Source organism: Carboxylicivirga longa, from assembly GCF_050589825.1.
In the GTDB taxonomy this organism is placed as follows: domain Bacteria; phylum Bacteroidota; class Bacteroidia; order Bacteroidales; family Marinilabiliaceae; genus Carboxylicivirga; species Carboxylicivirga longa.
In genome coordinates this window covers 44,560-60,406 of sequence record NZ_JBNGOZ010000015.1, presented here as the reverse complement: position 1 = coordinate 60,406, position 15,847 = coordinate 44,560, and the positions used below count along the sequence as shown (strand labels likewise).

Below are 15,847 nucleotides of genomic sequence, written 5' to 3'. Positions count from 1 at the left end.
ATCTTTCTATTTCTAAAGCCAAATCAAAGATTTGGCGGTGTTCGATTACCTAACTTATCTACCAAATTCTTACGAACGCCAATTGCTTTATACTAGCGTGTTGCCTGCAGTAGTTTATTTTCCAGGTTTAGCAATCATAATTGAGTTGCCTAAAAAAAAGCCTAATACTTTTTCAGTTTCATTGTTGATTATAAATGGATTAAAAGCCTCATGTTCAGGAACAATTTTATTCAATGTATTTTTTTCGACATCAAGTTCCCAAATACAAGCAACTGCACCTGTATTGTCAAAGTAAAATTTGGTTTCTTCATTGTTCCAAACGCCTGAGCCAAATGACCATGAACCATCATATTGTTGAGATATAAGAGTTTTTGATGAAATTGGAACTAACAAATCACCAGCAAAATCATCCTCTACAATTTTCATTTTGTGCAATATCAAGTCTACATCTTTAAATTCAATTCTGAACCGACCTGAACGAGATGGGAATGAGGACCGATAGGAGCTTCTGCCAGCACTTGCATGTCCTTGAATTTTCATAGATAAAACGTTAATTAACTCTTTATCTTCAAGGTCATACTGATATTCTACAAGTTTTTCATTAGAGACAAATATACTTACTTTGTTGTCCTTTAATCTAAAATTCGCACTATTGAAAATTCCGAATTTTACATTGTTTAATTTAACTCGATGTCTGTTTGATGAATTTATAGTGAATACGTTTAGATATTCATCATATTGATTACCTATTCTTATTTGACTAATTGCAAACAAAGTATTCTGAACTTGTTTCAAATAAATAAATTGTTCATTCTTATTCTCAACACTGAATAGTACCTCACGATTCCATTGGTCATTTATTAATTCAAGTCCATTTAATGAATTCTTAACAATTTCAGAGTTATCGGCTAAATTGGTTTGTGAATAGATGAAAATTGGTTTCAATAAAATTATTAGCAAGAATAAGTATGATTTCATTTCAATGAATTATTTGCGGTTTGTACTTTTTCTATTGCAGGCAACGGCCTGCCGCATGGAGCGTAAAGGGATTTAACCTTACAAACTTTCCAAATTGCGCGGAGCCAAAGCGCTGTATTTGTTTTTATCTTTTCATTTCAAAAGCCAAATCAGTGATTTGGCGCTGATTGCCGAAGCTACGAACCAACCAAGAAAAGCTGCACCCTATATGCTCTATGGCGGTTTGTTAGCAACTGAGCTTTATATCTAAAAAATATATTTTATTATATCATAGAGAAATGAACCTAAAATTCCAGTTGTAATTACGTAAAAAAAGCCTCTATGAATTAAAGACAAGTCTTGGTTTGACTTAAATTGTAATTTTGGATATAACCACCTGGAATAGTGGAACAGTACTCTTAAGACCATTAAACTAATAAAGAAAATGTAAACATAGCTTAGGCTGCTTAAGAAGTCATTAGTGAACGATTGATTAATCCAATCTTCTATTTTTGAACATGCCCAAAAACCAATTGGTAGTCCCAATGTCCATACAATTATATCGTAAACACTATTTTGATGTATACTTGAAAACTTAGATGACCTCTTTTCAAAATATTTATCAATCTCACTAAAAACTCCATTAACCCAAGTATTGTCAAATCCTTCAACGGTAAAATTAGAGTCATTTGGAGTTTTCTCACTTGGCAGGAATGAAAAATCTAGCACTTTGGGTTTGGTAAAATCAATAAATACTTCAAATCGATTTCTTGGTATATAATTAAATCTTGACTCATAAATTAATTCACTGTTAAGATAAAGGGACTTTATTTGTTCTGGAAATGAGACTGAGTTGAATACGTCGTCAATTGAGCCAAAAAGTTGTTCACCGTCAATTCCGTTAACTGTTACCTTTAACTGTGAACAACCTTTTAAGTCTTCTTTTGATTTCTCTAATTTGTCAGCATCAATTGTATTTTCTATATGCTTACATTCTATATCACATGCAGCATTGGCTCTTTCTTGTAATAAGTTTAGAAACTTTAACAAGTCCTCCTTATTGATTGTCAAAGACTCAATAGGTTTATGAAGTTTGTTTTTAACAATGCTATCTGTCATTCTATTTATTTTTCAATTGATGTTAGGATTATTGCTTTGTTGCTAACGGTTTCGGGTATGATGCGCAGCCTGTGTTGCGCCTGCGGCAGGTTGTGCATTATGACCCATTGTTAGCCCTCGTCATTCCTTTTTTCTTTGCTGTAATCTACGGGCTTCGCCTGCTAAGTCCCATTTTTCTGAACCTTTGGGATAGCTTACACAGGGTATGACTCAAAGTTAACATATTTGTCCTACGATGATTCTGGTACTGTTAATTTAAAGGAATTCAAAATAAGCCGTCTGCCCAGGGTGTCCTATGTTTCTTGAGTCTGAATGGCTTTGGTCAATGGGGTGGGGCAGTAGCTTTGCCACTTTTTGATGCTTGTCCAAAGGGAGCCGCTGATCCCACTGGAGGACTGCTTAATAACAGCTTAAAAAACTGGATTTTGTCGGTTTTTAAGGCGAACTTGAAAAAGCCGTTCCGCTAATTCCAATAAAGCCCTCCGCTTCCAGCGTCTTGCATTATCCCCTTATCGTTCCGGCTTTTTCAGTGGCGCTTGAGAAAATCGACGCTTTTCTGATTTTGTTAAGGTACTCATTGAGGTCCTCCAGCCGGACAGGCTCCTACTTTTTCCAACCACGAAAAAGTAGGCAAAAAATCTCCGCTGCAGTCCCCTTTGGCTAAAAGCCTGTCGGCTTCGCTAAAAACAAAGAACTCACCCGTTTGCAACGGGCTCAGACAGCTTTGTTTTCTTGACGCCTCACCGTCTGGCTTTCTTAACGCCAGGGTACTGAGGCGGTGTCCCCAAGTAACTCTTACATAGCCTTTTTTGTCGTTATTGCGTTTGATGAGGGCTAACGGTTGGCCGCATGGCGCTGTAGCAGATTTGCGTTGAGATTGTCCGTCCGAGAGGACGAGACTATCGAGGCGGGAATCTGCCCACCCAAAGAGAGCCGAGCCCTGCTATGCGCTATGGCGGCGTGTTGTGGCTAGTAGTTTATTTCATTTTAACTCACTATCAATGTTCACATTAAAGTTTGCATTCTATGGTCTTACCTGCTTTGACTTGGAACACTTTATATTTTCTTTCAATCGGAAATACAACATAGTATATTCCTGTATTTAAGTCATTTATTTCAGTTTGTGTATCAGTTAGTGTTCCTGTATATAAAGCATCATTGTCAGAACGAAACCAGTAAGGATCATCTGTTGTCAGGTAATATACCTCAGATACTATATAATACTTTTGATTGTCGAATTCATTGTGCTCATCGATAAGTAGAACATTTCCTGTTGTTGGCACTATTGTCTCTTCTGTACAAGAAATAAGTGCTAATGTGAAAATAATTAATGTACTTGCTATTGTTTTCATAGTCTAGGTGATTGGTTAATACTAATGTGAAAAATGAAAATATTTATTTGAATCTTGTAATTCTCTATTAGCCACAACGGCCTGCCGCATGGCGCGAAAGGCGAAATTGACCTCACCAACCTAGAAAGAGGAGGGAAGCCAAAGCGTTGCATTTGGTTTTTTCTTTCTCTATTCACAAAGCCAAATCAACGATTTGGCGCTGGTGGGCGAAGCGACAAGCCTCCGGAACCGCAGTGATCGCCTTATGCGCTATGGCGGTTTGTTGGGCGCTGCGATTTAATTTACTTTTCCGTTCTCTGAATCAAAAATGGGTTGAAAATCTTTACGTTATTCATCTTTTTTCCGTCTAAACAGCTTTGCATTTTAGGTTTTGGCGCGCCTTAGTCCGTATGCGTTATTCCGAAGTCCGGCTACACTTAAATCACGCGGGAACCATAGTCCGTGAACAGCTGTCCGAGAGTCCCGCTGCGAATCCGAAATCCGGCTGCTTGGCTGAAAAAGTGCCGGCCGGGATAAGTCCGCCGTGTCCGTTTGGTTTGCAAGTCCTGCTACGTTTTGTTTACGAGTCCGGGAATGCGCGCCTTGGTTTTAAATTGCTTTGACCTTAAACCACTTTTTCCGATTTTACGCATTTGCGTCCCGTTTTTGTTTTTCATAATCGAAGCGCTCCGTTCAAGTTCGTTGCGCCCAACGGCCTGCCGCATGGCGGCGTAAGGCGAATGTTGACCTCACCAACCTTCCAAAAAGGAGGGAAGCCAAAGCGTTGTATTTGGTTTTATCTTTTTCCTTATATCTAGCCAAATCAACGATTTGGCGGAGCTGACCGAAGCGGCAAGCCTCCGGAACCGCAGTGATCGCCTTATGCGCTATGGCGGTTTGTTGGGCGCTGCGATTTAATTTACTTTTCGGTTATGTGCATCAAAAACGGGCTGAAAATCTTTACGTAATTCAGCTTTTTTCCGTCTAATAAGCATTGATTTATAAGTTTTGGCGCGCCTTAGTCCGTATGCGTTATCTTGAAGTCCGGCTACACTTAAACAACGCGGGAACCTGAGTCCGTATACAGATGCTCCAAAGTTTCGCTGCAAATCGGAAATCCGGTTGCCTGGCTGAAAAAATGCCGGCCGGGATTAGTCCGCCGTGTCCGTTTGGTTTGCAAGTCCCGCTACGTTTTGATTTAGAGTCCAGAAAAGCGCGCCTTGGTTTTAAATTGCCTTTACTTTAAACCACTTTGTCAGGTTTTACGGATTTGCGTCCCGTTTTTGTTTTTCATAATCGAAGCGTTCCGTTCAAGCTCGTTGCGCCCAACGGCCTGCCGCATGGCGACGTAAGGCGAATATTGACCTCACCAACCTTCCAAAAAGGAGGGAAGCCAAAGCGTTGTATTTGGTTTTATCTTTTTCCTTGTGTTTAGCCAAATCAACGATTTGGCGGAGCTGACCGAAGCGGTGAACCTTCGGAACCGCAGTGATCGCCTTATGCGCTATGGCGGTTTGTTGGGCGCTGCGATTTATAATTTCCTCCGTGCTGCACTTCAAAAACGGGCTGAAAATCTTTGTGTTATCAATTTTTTTCTTGTCTAATCAGCTTTGTATTCTAGGTTTTGGCGCGCCTTAGTCCGTACGCGTTATTTTGAAGTCCGGTTACACTTAAACCACGCGGGAACCTAAGTCCGAATAGAGTTGCCCGAAAGTCCCGCTGCAAATCGGAAGTCCGGCTGCCTGGCTGAAAAGATGCCGGCCGGGATAAGTCCGCCGTGTCCGTTTGGTTTGCAAGTCCTGCTACGTTTTGTTTGGGAGTCCGGAAATGCGCGCCTTGGTTTTATAAATCACTTGTCTTAAACCACTTTTCTCGATTTTACGATTTTGCGTCCCGTTTTTGTTTTTCATAATCGAAGCGCCCTGTTCGAGCTCGTTGCGCCCAACGGCCTGCCGCATGGCGGCGTAAGGCGAATATTGACCTCACCAACCTCCCAAAAAGGAGGGAAGCCAAAGCGTTGTATTTGGTTTTAACTTTTTCCTTATGTCTAGCCAAATCAACGATTTGGCGGAGCTGACCGAAGAGACAAGCCTCCGGAGCCGCAGTAATCGCCTTATGCGCTATGGCGGTTTGTTGGGCGCTGCGATTTAATTTATTTTTTCCGTTCTGTGCATCAAAAACGGACTGAAAATCTTTGTGTCATCAATTTTTTCCGTGTCTAAACAGTTTTGCATTCTATGTTTTGGCGCGCCTTAGTCCGTATGTGTTATTTTGAAGTCCGGCTACACTTAAACCGCCCCGGGAACCAGAGTCCGAATAGAGCTGCTTGAAAGTCCCGCTGCAAATCGGAAGTCCGGCTGTGACTGAAAAAGTGCCGGCCGGGATAAGTCCACCGTGTCCGTTTGGTTTGCAAGTCCCACTACGTTTTGTTTGCGAGTCCAGAAATGCGCGCCTTGGTTTTAAATTGCTTTGACATTAAACCACTTTTCCCCATTTTACGGTTTTGCGTCCCGTTTTTGTTTTTCATAATCGAAGCGCTCCATTCGAGTTCGTTGCGCCCAACGGTAAATTGTATGGTTAGCTGTGGTTTTCCGGGCGGTTTCTTTTCCGCATACACACCCCTTTGAGGCGTGTGTAGGACGCTGAAACTACCACTGCGCCCACAGTTAACTATACAAAATGTTGTGTGTAGTTGTTTATTTCTACCCTTTACAATCCCATACTATCAATTTTCTTCAAAATCGGTGATGAATATTTGTGTACTTAATCCGCCAACATACCCATTGGGATAATAACCAGTACAGATAATCTTAGCAGGAAAATAATAACTCGCATCGTACTCAACTTCTATTTTAGCTCCATTCATTTGGTTGTCAGAGGAATTTATTTGCTCATTACAACTCTCAACAGTACTATTTATATAATCATATACGTCATCTATCGTTTCATAGTGTACAAGATATTTAACTGAATCCCCAGATTCATTGGTCTGAATATAAATTGTATCTAACTCGCCATTTTTCACAACAGTAATTAATTTGGGTTGTCCACCATTGTAAGTTGCCGATTGTTCTTGTGTGAAGGAATAATCTAATTTCCCACTATTTTCCCACAATTCGCGATTGGAGTTATATGAATCCTGATTGAAAAGCAGTCCAATAGAATCATCTGTATCACCGCATGAAACGATTACGAACGACAGTAAAAATAAAAAGATATTTTTCATAATAACTCATTTTATTGGTTGCTTTATTCTTTTTTCAATTTAATCATTAGTTTCTTTAATCTTGCTATTTTTAGTAATAAATGCGAATAGAATGGTTACTGCAGTTACTCTATTTGATTCATTCTATTCATTTTATTTATCGCAATTCAGTTACGTGTATAATAACCATTAGTTTTCATTTAAATAGCTTGTTGTCAAACCGGCTCTCTCTTGTCTTCAATTGTATATAACGAATTGCGCCCAAAAGCCCCATTTTTGTTGAATTGGCACAATAAATTTTTAACCCGACTCTTTGATAAAAGTTGGGATTTTTAAATGACTGGAACGGGGACATTCTTTTGGAATTATGATAATATTGTATCCGGGGTAGCTTTTGCTCCGCCAATTAGTCTTTCACAATGTCCCTATCTCTAGAATTCTGATGGGGTTGATGTCTAGCACCTTTAACGCCATTTTAAAAATCGAGCTTTGATCCAGCTTATGAAGCTTAACGTATTAAGCCAATTAAAATTACAACAATTTTTAGGCTCCCCGTTATCAGCCTAGTCTATTTTGTCATCAAAAATGGGGAATTCTGACTAACGTAAAAATAAACGTCAGTAATTCAGTGATTTACAATTCTGTGCTTTTCTTCACTTTTCATCTGCTTTGATGTCCCCATTTTACGTTAGCATAAGAAATCCATAAACCTTAAAAAGTATTGATTACCTTGATTTTAAATCAATACTACAGGTTTATAGGGGGAATTACACACAACGGCCTGCCGCATAAACCATCGCTGTATTTTTATTTATTACCTTTTGCTTTCATTTATTTAGTTATCAACAATTTGAGAGGATTGTGATTTTTATATGCTACCTCATTTTTCTACATTTGGAATACAAAAGTATGGCAAACTTTATGGTACATGTTTTGGCGAACTTACCACAAAAATCTGCCATACGAAATTAGAGTATAACCAAAAACAAATTTCAGTTATGTCAGCTAAAGTTAGTACAGCGATTGTGCTTTTCAAAAAAAGGTTGAAGAAAAATGGTAAGTATCCGGCTAAGCTCCGTTTAACTCACAATCGAAAACAGATGTATTACACCATTGATACCAAGAACCGGGTGTATGACTTTACCGAGGATGAGTTTGAAAAGATTATTGCCCCAAAGCCCCGTGGCGAATACAAAGAAATCCAACTTGAGTTCTCACTGATTGAGGAGAAGGCCAATAAGATTATAAAGGAGTTAAGCAACTTTTCATTTGACCAGTTTAAAACCCACTTTGGTATTACGGGCGGTAATATGAGAAGCATATTTCACTACCTGGATATTAAAATCAACGCTTATAAAAAGAACGGGTATGGCGATAAAACAGCAAAGCCTGCCAAGCTGGCCTTGCAGAAGTTCTTTAATCGTGAAGTCAATTTAGAATTCAAGGAGATAACCATAGCAAAGCTTCGGGACTTTGAGCACTATATGAAAGCCCGGGGCATCAAACCCACAACCTACAGCAGGTATGTGAACTCCATAAAAAGTGCCTTCATCATGGCATTGAAGGATAAAACAATTCCACAGGATTTATATCCCTTTGGCAGAGATAAATATTATGTGCCCCGGTGTGTTACCATTAAACGGGCGTTAAAGATTAACGAAATAGAGAAGATTTATAAGTATCAGCCTGAGCCATTCAGCCACGAGGATGAAGCCCGGGATTTATGGCTATTTTCCTATTTGTGTAATGGCATTAATATGACGGATCTGTTCCACCTAAAATACAAGGACATCAGCTCTGAGTTCATCACTTTTATTCGCAAAAAAACGGAACACTCGTCAGGTACACAAAGACCGATACTAATACCGATAAGCAAGGATATCCAAAAGATAATTGACAAAAGAGGTAATCCCGATCGGTCGCCTAATAATTATGTGTTTCCACTGATTTCAGATGGTCTAAGTCCCCACCAGAAGATTCATAAGATAGCCTGGCGAGTACGAAAGACGAACATTCACATGCAGCGAATCGGTAAGAAACTGGGTATTGAAAAGCACATTACCACCTATACAGCCCGACATAGCTTTGCAACAATACTAAAACGCTCCGGGGTATCAACGGAATTTATTAGCGAAAGCCTGGGGCATAGTGACGTGAAAATGACGGAAACCTACCTCGATAGCTTTGAAAGCGATCACAAAAAAGAAGTGGCCAAATACCTGACAGCTTTTTGAAAAAAATAAGAGGCTTCCAAAATGAAGAATTGGGAGCCTTTTTATTTACAGTATGATGCTGTTTTGAGCTTTTTTAGAATAGTTATCTACCTTGAAAATAGTTATTAACAAAGGTTGTTTTTGAGATCTTTATCATTTAAAAAATGTGGATTTAGGCCTATACTCATAAGCTGAAATACTTAACTATAAAATGAATATATAAGCTTATGAATGAGAATCAACTTACATCAGATAACCTTGAAAAGGATAGCCTTGCCGCTTTTGAAAAGCTGCTGCAAGGCTATAAAAAGGCCAAACAATCGTACGCCTGGGAATCGGACATGGAGGGCTTGATCGACAAGCTTACCCATCTGCCTACCGATCCCTTCTCTGTTCAATTAATGAAATTGTTCGACTACCATTATCTTGTATTATCCGAGGATATTAATGCTCTTATTGATAAGGCCTTGCAGATGCGGGCTTTTATGGAGGATAATCAGCGCTTTGTAAGAATTGAAGAGCAGTACTTTTCTTTGCCGTTTATGCGCAAAAATCGTTATTTAAAACGACTGAAAGTGTTTAATCATGAAGGGGAGTTGTGTTATCACGTTGAAGGTAAGCTCTATCTTCAGTTTGGCAGGCTATTGCACTACTTTATGCCGGTAAAGACTGACCAATCCTTTCGTGATGTCATTACCATTAAGCAAACAACACTGCTTAGCAAGCGTTTGGAAATTTACTACTATTCGCCCTTTCTTGATTTGACCACTACCAACCGGCAGTGTTATTACGATTTCTTTTGTGATTACTATGGCAAGACTCAATTTATCAAATACTTCAGCTCCAAAGAAGTGGCCAGTCTATCGCCTGAAAACATGCTGCTTAATGCTCCAAAGGCGTTAGAGGCTATTCTTAAGCTTACCAGCTCACAGCAGGTGTTGTGGGCCTATTTTCTGTTCCGGCTGATGGGTATGAAGCTGCGCGATAATATTGATGCGGCCATGATGACCCGTTTTTTGCTGATCGTTAACCGGAATGACCTCGAAGATTACCGTAAAACCTATTTCTACAAACTCGTATCCAGGGCTCCATTTGTTAAGGAGGATAAGAACTTGCTGGTTGATCTGGAAATGGTTCGTTTGCATTTCCAAAACAGTAATTTGCCCACTGGCGATATTGAAAAAGAGATATTGAATCTGATAACCAATTAGACCATACGCAAGGCAATTACCATTTAGTGCTATTTTATGTCGTTTTCATTGTCTGACAGATTTCGTGAAAAACGGATTTGCGGTCAATTTGCGCCTTTGCATCTAATAGGCAGTTAGTGGGTTATGATTTTTATTTAAAATATCAGACAGTCTGACGGCGGTTTTTGGTGCTTTGCTGACTTAACATTGTCCAGCAAATTGATTTTCAAAAACAGCATCAAATATGGACGAAAAACAGAGCATCAATGCAGCGACTTTAAAAAGCCTTGAGCAGCTGAATAAGCAGGTAGCTGAAATTCTGCAAGTGCAGCGTAAAGCTATTTCGGGTTACGATTACCTGAATGCGAATGAACTGGCTGGGTTGCTAGGTGAGAGTATCAAAACAATCTATGCCAGGGTGCATAACAGGCAAATCCCATTCTATAAGCCAGGTGGAAAGGTATTGCTTTTCAAGCTGGATGAGATTCAGGAATGGATAAAGGCCGGCCGTTATGCCACCATGGACGAGCTGCGTCAAAATGTGTAATTGCGCATGGTAATAACATATAATCGAAGTTTATGAAAGACGTGCAGCGTACTTCTGGGGAGAAAAAAGGTAAGCAAATAGTGCGATTTTCTCAGCTAAAGGTTTTTATGAAAAAGCGAACCCACATTCAGATAATTCCGGAAACCAAGTTTTGCCGGTTTCTTAATCTTACAAAATAACAATCTATGGCAACAATCTATATCTGTGGGGTTGATACCTTGGAACAGGCAGAGCAGGATGCGGTGGATGCCTAACGAATAACGGATCGTCTCAAGTCCTTGAAATGTGCCGTTATCAATCCTGCCGAAACGGTTTTTCCCAGGATGAGTTGGTCGGATAAACTGGACAGCCGACTCGAATTACTTAAAAGGAGTCAGGCCGTTTATGTACTGCCCAATTGGAAAGAAAGCATCATGTCACGCATTGAGTTGACATTGGCTATGGACATGAAGCTTCATACACTCTTTCATCCAATCAGCCATGCAGAACTCCGAAAATTGATAACCACCCTTGACAGCTAGATGGTTCAGGAGGAGTTGAACAAGGGCAGCTCCTCCTTTAACAGGATAAAACCAGCATTATGAAAACAGTAGAATATCTATACAATAACCAGCGCATTGAGTTCCTTCAGGGTGATAGCAATATTATGGTGAATGCCACTCAAATGGCAAAAGTGTTCAATAAGAGGATCGACTTCTTTTTGAAATCTGATAATACAAAAGCATTTATTCAGGAACTTAAATTTCCTCCATTTGGAGGAAATTTAGAACCCCTGGATGATGATAAGATTATAAAAACCAGAGGCAGGTCAGGCACATTTATGCACCGGATTCTTGCTTTGAAATTTGCAGCATGGCTAAGTCCTAAGTTTGAATTGTGGGTCTTCTTTACCATCGACAGGATGATCTATGCACAATACAAAAACATAACCGAGGCCACAAAGGAGAAACTGCTAATTGAAAAAGAACGGGATACAATGCGTGAAGAGTTGTTGCGCAAGCATCCCGATGATTTTTACAAGTTCATGGAGTTGGAGGGCAAGCTGACCAGGGCCGACCGAAAAAGGCTAAAGGCCATCCGGGATTCCACCAAGGAGCTAAAGCTGAATCTATTCCCGGAAGACATCGCAAAATATAGAAAGACAGACTGGTAAAACATGGATGTAAACAAGATAATCGAGCACATTAACGGTGATATTCTTACTGTTGTCTCTAACTTCATCGAACTCACAAAGTCAGGGAGTAGCTTTACCGCTTGTTGTCCCTTCCACACGGAAAAAACGCCTTCCTTTCGGGTGAACCCGGCCAAGGGTATCTACAAGTGCTTTGGTTGTGGTAAGGGCGGCAATGCCATTGAGTTTATTAAGGAGCACGAAGGCGTTGGTTTTAAAGAAGCCGTTGAGATTGGAGCGAAAAAGCTAAGCCTGGACTTTGAATGGAAGAAGAGTGCCAATTTCGATCAGGTTAAATACAGGCATACAGAAAGTCTGCATATTGCCTGCAATGTGGTGGAGCGATTCTTCGTAGAGAATCTCCATCACCGGGAAGCACAAAACTTCATCAGGGAGCGTAACTTCATCGTACCTGAAACCGATAGTTTTAGTATCGGCTATGCACCGGGAGGCAATGCGCTCCTGGCCTATGCCCGGAAGAATGGTCTTAAAACCGAAATACTGGAAGAAATTGGTCTGCTAAAAAGCAATGAAAATGGTTTGTACGACTTCTTTCGGCATCGCTTCATCTTTCCCTTGTGCAATGCCAGGGGGCAAACCATCGCCTTTGCCGGACGTGATTTAAACCCGAACCCCAAAGTAAAATACCTGAACACACCGGAGAGTGCTATTTATGTTAAGGGCAATGAGCTTTACGGTCTTAATGCTGCCAGGTTTGCCATTAAGAGCGAAGAACGAGCCTACTTGGTGGAAGGCTATTCCGATGTACTTCGTATGCACGCCATCGGTATCACCAACACGGTGGCATCCGGTGGAACGGCTTTGACCATGGCGCAAGCACAACTACTAAAACGTTACACCAACAAGGCCACTTTGATTTACGACGGTGATGCTGCCGGGCTAAGGGCGACCGATAGAAATGCGGAGATACTCATTAAAAACCAGTTTCATGTGTCGGTGATTATCCTGCCCGAAAAGCAAGACCCGGATAGCCAATTTACCACCAAAGAGGTGTTTCTGAAATTCAATGAGCGGCAAACGGATTACATCGTTTTTAAAACGGCTCAATATGCCGAGAAATCAAGTGCTGATCCGGTTTATAAATCGGAAGCCATAAAACGGATGGCTAAGTTTATAGCCAGCTACGACAAAACCAAGCAAGAGGTTTATATCGAGTTTGTTGCCGAACACATAAAGCCTAAGAAAGCCTGGCAGGATGCCCTTAAGGAACTGACCAAAGACGAACCTAAAAACACCCATCGCTACACCGTTCCAAAGGATGTTAGTCTCAATGAATTTAACCGATGGGGTTTCTATGTGGAGAATAATTGTTACGTGTTCCGAAATAAGAAGGGGGATGACTTTGTGAAGCATTCTAATTTTGTAATGTCACCGCTTTTTCACATCGAAAGTACCATGAACGCCAAACGTTTGTACGAAATCAAGAATTGTCACAACCTGGTTAAAATCATAGAGCTGCCACAAAGAGATTTGGTGAGTATTACGGCCTTTAAATTACAGATCGAATCGCTGGGTAACTTTCTGTGGACGGGTGGCGAAAGTGAACTCAATAAACTCAAAGCCTGGTTGTATGAAAAGACCAAGAGCTGTAAGGAAGTAAGCCAACTGGGATGGCAGCGTGAAGGTTTCTTTTGCTGGGGAAACGGCATCTTTAATGGTGATGAATTTATCAAAGCCGACCGCTATGGCATCGTTAAACACCGGGAGCGCTATTTTTATATTCCGGCCTGTTCCGAAATCTACGCCAGCGATGAAACCCTCTTTGAATTTGAGCGCCATTTTATTCATAACGAAGGGAATATTACCCTTTACGAGTATTCAATCAAATACTATGGTGTATTTGGCCTAAATGGCATTATCACCTTGTCGTTTTACTTTGCCTGCTTGTTTATGGACATCATCGCCAGGCGCTTCGATAAATTCCCCATCCTCAATATGTATGGTCAGAAAGGTTCCGGCAAAAATACCTGTGCCGAAAGTATTCTGTACATGTTTGGGCGCAAAGGGAAAGTGCCCAACCTGCACAACTCCAGTAAGCCATCCATTGCCGACCATGTGGCAACCAGTGCCAATGCGGTTTGTGTATTGGATGAGTACCGGAACGACCTGGAGATGGAGAAACGTGAGCTGTTGAAAGGTTTTTGGGATAAGACTGGGCGGACACGCATGAACATGGATAAGGACAAGAAAAAGGAAACTTCCAAGGTTAACCAGGGCATCATTGTCTGTGGCCAGCAAATTGCAACGGCTGATATTGCTTTGTTTAGCCGTTTTATCGCCTTGGGCTTTTCAAAAACCACCTTTTCTTTTGAAGAGAAAAGACTGTTTGAGGAACTGGAGTACATCAATAAAAATGGGCTGACGCAGATAACCCATCAATTGCTTAAACACCGGGAAACCTTTGCCAGAAATTACAGCAAAACCGTTGATGCCGTTAGCGAAGCGTTTCGCCAGCAACTGGGCACAACCACCATTGAAACCCGTATCTTCAATAACTGGCTCACCATCGCATCGGCTTATGCGACAGTGGCCAATATGGTGGACTTACCTTTTGTACAGGATGAAGTGCTTGAGCTGTTTACTCAGATGATGGTGACACAAAACCAGGAAACAGCCCGTAACGATGATTTGGGTATCTTCTGGAAAACCGTTCAATACCTAATCAGCTCCAACATGCTGTTTGATGGTGGCGATTACAAGGTGGTGTATGCCGATAAGGTAACCAGGACTTACAAGGAGAACCGGGACTGGAAGAAAAGTGAAATCACCTTTCCGGAACCCAGGGATTTACTCTACCTTTCCGTTAGCCGTGTGTTTGGCTTATACAAGTCGCAGGCCTTACGTGAGGGCGACAAGCCCCTGCCTGATGCCACGGTGGAATACTACCTTAGAAACTGTCCGGCTTTTATCTGCGATACCAAGAAAGTGAGTTTTAAGAAGATGGATGCCAAAAGCGGTATGCAGGAATATGACGATAATGGGAGCCGAAAATTTACCAGCACCACCGCCTTTGTGTTTTACCTCGACCAGCTGAACCTATGTATAGACAATGCCCGGCGAGAAGCGTGAAGATCCAAACACCCAGCATCCACCTAACGAGAGTTTCAATAAAAGAGGCTCTCGTTTTTTTGGCAGAAAATAGAAGGAAAACAAAAGGAGTTAGATATTTCCACTCAAAACCTAAAAAAACTCTGGTGATTTTGGTTACTTAGGGTACTTAGCTTACTTAGAGTAATATAAATAATAGTATATCAACTTATTAAGCCTGTTTTACTTTAAGATAATGGGTACTTGGGGTTACTTAGTCTTACTTAGTTTTTAGCAGTTTTTACCTTAGGGTACTTAGGATGAGGGTGGGTACTTAGTTGCTTACTTAGCTAAGTGATGTATTATTACTCACACTATCAACTCCTTAAGTCTGACTAAGTACCCTAAGTACCCTTGGTACCCCAATAGTAGCTTGTAACAATCAATAAAATCCAAAAAAGAGGTTTATGAATTAATTGGATATATCTATCTTAGCAACTCTAGCTGTCAAGGGTATAATTGATTTATTATGCCCAAAAGATGTGAATATACGTTACCAATAGGCCTTACTCCGGGGCTTATCCTTGCTTGTACCCATGCAGTAGCTCAAATAAGCTTTCGTTATGGTCTTCAAAAATGGGGTTTCATTAAAAAGCCCTTCGATTATGCACATGAAGTACCCATAAGCACTTGCGATGCGCTAAAAAGTATTCAAAAGACCTCAAAAGCTATTGAGATATACTCTACATGGCTACTATTCTCAATACTTCAGGTGCGTTATGGCTCACTTTTTAACCCAAATCCTACGCTATGATAGTACGCAGAACAATATTAAAGCAGGATTTGGTTAAAAAGCTTTACCCGGATAGTATTTCAATAAAATCGGCAATGCAGCAGCTAAGAAACGAAATTGATGTTTGCCCGGCACTCAAGCAGCAAATTGAACTGGCAGGAAATACCAAACGCCACTATTACAACAAACAACAACTCCTTTTAATCCTGGAACACTTTTGTATAACACTTGAAGAATTTGAACAGCTATGAAACGTCCATTCAATTTTTATTC

General features: G+C 40.7%; 13 protein-coding genes. 9 read left to right on the top strand and 4 right to left on the bottom strand.

All coding sequences use genetic code 11. The features are described from left to right. Positions 1–114 precede the first annotated feature (114 nt). Positions 115–978, bottom strand: coding sequence for a hypothetical protein (locus tag ACRD7A_RS13495; RefSeq protein ID WP_430811602.1), 864 nt, complete (start codon positions 976–978; stop codon positions 115–117). Positions 979–1,072: 94 nt separating this feature from the next. Here ACRD7A_RS13495 and ACRD7A_RS13490 point away from each other — a divergent pair, with 94 nt between their 5' ends. Continuing rightward, positions 1,073–1,228, top strand: a complete 156-nt coding sequence (locus ACRD7A_RS13490; protein WP_430811603.1) for a hypothetical protein — start codon at positions 1,073–1,075, stop codon at positions 1,226–1,228. Here ACRD7A_RS13490 and ACRD7A_RS13485 read toward each other — a convergent pair. From ACRD7A_RS13485 to ACRD7A_RS13475, 3 genes are all read right to left on the bottom strand, one after another. Next, positions 1,225–2,076, bottom strand: coding sequence for a hypothetical protein (locus ACRD7A_RS13485; protein ID WP_430811604.1), 852 nt, complete (start codon positions 2,074–2,076; stop codon positions 1,225–1,227). The two genes, ACRD7A_RS13490 and ACRD7A_RS13485, sit on opposite strands and share 4 nt — an antisense overlap. Before the next feature lie 1,010 nt (positions 2,077–3,086). Then, positions 3,087–3,428, bottom strand: coding sequence for a hypothetical protein (locus ACRD7A_RS13480; RefSeq protein WP_430811605.1), 342 nt, complete (start codon positions 3,426–3,428; stop codon positions 3,087–3,089). A gap of 2,704 nt (positions 3,429–6,132) precedes the next feature. Beyond that, positions 6,133–6,633, bottom strand: a complete 501-nt coding sequence (locus tag ACRD7A_RS13475) for a DUF6174 domain-containing protein (protein WP_430811606.1) — start codon at positions 6,631–6,633, stop codon at positions 6,133–6,135. Positions 6,634–7,610: 977 nt separating this feature from the next. Here ACRD7A_RS13475 and ACRD7A_RS13470 point away from each other — a divergent pair. The 8 genes from ACRD7A_RS13470 (at position 7,611) to ACRD7A_RS13435 (ending at position 15,825) form a co-directional block, all read left to right on the top strand. Further along, the gene (locus ACRD7A_RS13470) at positions 7,611–8,846 is read left to right on the top strand and encodes a tyrosine-type recombinase/integrase (RefSeq protein WP_430811607.1); all 1,236 of its coding nucleotides are present in this window, start codon (positions 7,611–7,613) and stop codon (positions 8,844–8,846) included. 206 nt (positions 8,847–9,052) lie between these two features. Then, a complete protein-coding gene (locus tag ACRD7A_RS13465; RefSeq protein WP_430811608.1) occupies positions 9,053–10,036 on the top strand; it encodes a hypothetical protein in 984 nt (327 codons plus the stop codon). 223 nt (positions 10,037–10,259) lie between these two features. Beyond that, entirely contained in the window at positions 10,260–10,562 is a 303-nt protein-coding gene (locus ACRD7A_RS13460) for a helix-turn-helix transcriptional regulator (RefSeq protein WP_430811609.1), read from the top strand. 257 nt (positions 10,563–10,819) lie between these two features. Next, positions 10,820–11,083, top strand: coding sequence for a DUF4406 domain-containing protein (locus ACRD7A_RS13455; protein WP_430811656.1), 264 nt, complete (start codon positions 10,820–10,822; stop codon positions 11,081–11,083). 59 nt (positions 11,084–11,142) lie between these two features. After that, a complete protein-coding gene (locus ACRD7A_RS13450; protein WP_430811610.1) occupies positions 11,143–11,715 on the top strand; it encodes a KilA-N domain-containing protein in 573 nt (190 codons plus the stop codon). Positions 11,716–11,718: 3 nt separating this feature from the next. Next, complete coding sequence (gene dnaG, locus ACRD7A_RS13445) at positions 11,719–14,823, top strand: DNA primase (protein WP_430811611.1); 3,105 nt, start codon at positions 11,719–11,721, stop codon at positions 14,821–14,823. A gap of 487 nt (positions 14,824–15,310) precedes the next feature. Beyond that, on the top strand, positions 15,311–15,595 hold the full coding sequence (locus ACRD7A_RS13440) for a hypothetical protein (protein WP_430811612.1): 285 nt from the start codon (positions 15,311–15,313) through the stop codon (positions 15,593–15,595). After that, a complete protein-coding gene (locus ACRD7A_RS13435) occupies positions 15,592–15,825 on the top strand; it encodes a DUF4248 domain-containing protein (protein ID WP_430811613.1) in 234 nt (77 codons plus the stop codon). Before ACRD7A_RS13440 ends, ACRD7A_RS13435 begins: the two co-directional genes overlap by 4 nt. Positions 15,826–15,847: the final 22 nt, after the last annotated feature.

What these genes read in the sequence shown, in the direction of transcription:
- dnaG (WP_430811611.1), top strand. Translation starts at nt 11,719, where the DNA reads ATGGATGTAAACAAGATAATCGAGCACATTAACGGTGATATTCTTACT.
- ACRD7A_RS13435 (WP_430811613.1), top strand. Translation starts at nt 15,592, where the DNA reads ATGATAGTACGCAGAACAATATTAAAGCAGGATTTGGTTAAAAAGCTT.
- ACRD7A_RS13440 (WP_430811612.1), top strand. Translation starts at nt 15,311, where the DNA reads ATGCCCAAAAGATGTGAATATACGTTACCAATAGGCCTTACTCCGGGG.
- ACRD7A_RS13495 (WP_430811602.1), bottom strand. Translation starts at nt 978, where the DNA reads ATGAAATCATACTTATTCTTGCTAATAATTTTATTGAAACCAATTTTC.
- ACRD7A_RS13465 (WP_430811608.1), top strand. Translation starts at nt 9,053, where the DNA reads ATGAATGAGAATCAACTTACATCAGATAACCTTGAAAAGGATAGCCTT.
- ACRD7A_RS13450 (WP_430811610.1), top strand. Translation starts at nt 11,143, where the DNA reads ATGAAAACAGTAGAATATCTATACAATAACCAGCGCATTGAGTTCCTT.
- ACRD7A_RS13460 (WP_430811609.1), top strand. Translation starts at nt 10,260, where the DNA reads ATGGACGAAAAACAGAGCATCAATGCAGCGACTTTAAAAAGCCTTGAG.
- ACRD7A_RS13485 (WP_430811604.1), bottom strand. Translation starts at nt 2,076, where the DNA reads ATGACAGATAGCATTGTTAAAAACAAACTTCATAAACCTATTGAGTCT.
- ACRD7A_RS13470 (WP_430811607.1), top strand. Translation starts at nt 7,611, where the DNA reads ATGTCAGCTAAAGTTAGTACAGCGATTGTGCTTTTCAAAAAAAGGTTG.
- ACRD7A_RS13475 (WP_430811606.1), bottom strand. Translation starts at nt 6,633, where the DNA reads ATGAAAAATATCTTTTTATTTTTACTGTCGTTCGTAATCGTTTCATGC.
- ACRD7A_RS13480 (WP_430811605.1), bottom strand. Translation starts at nt 3,428, where the DNA reads ATGAAAACAATAGCAAGTACATTAATTATTTTCACATTAGCACTTATT.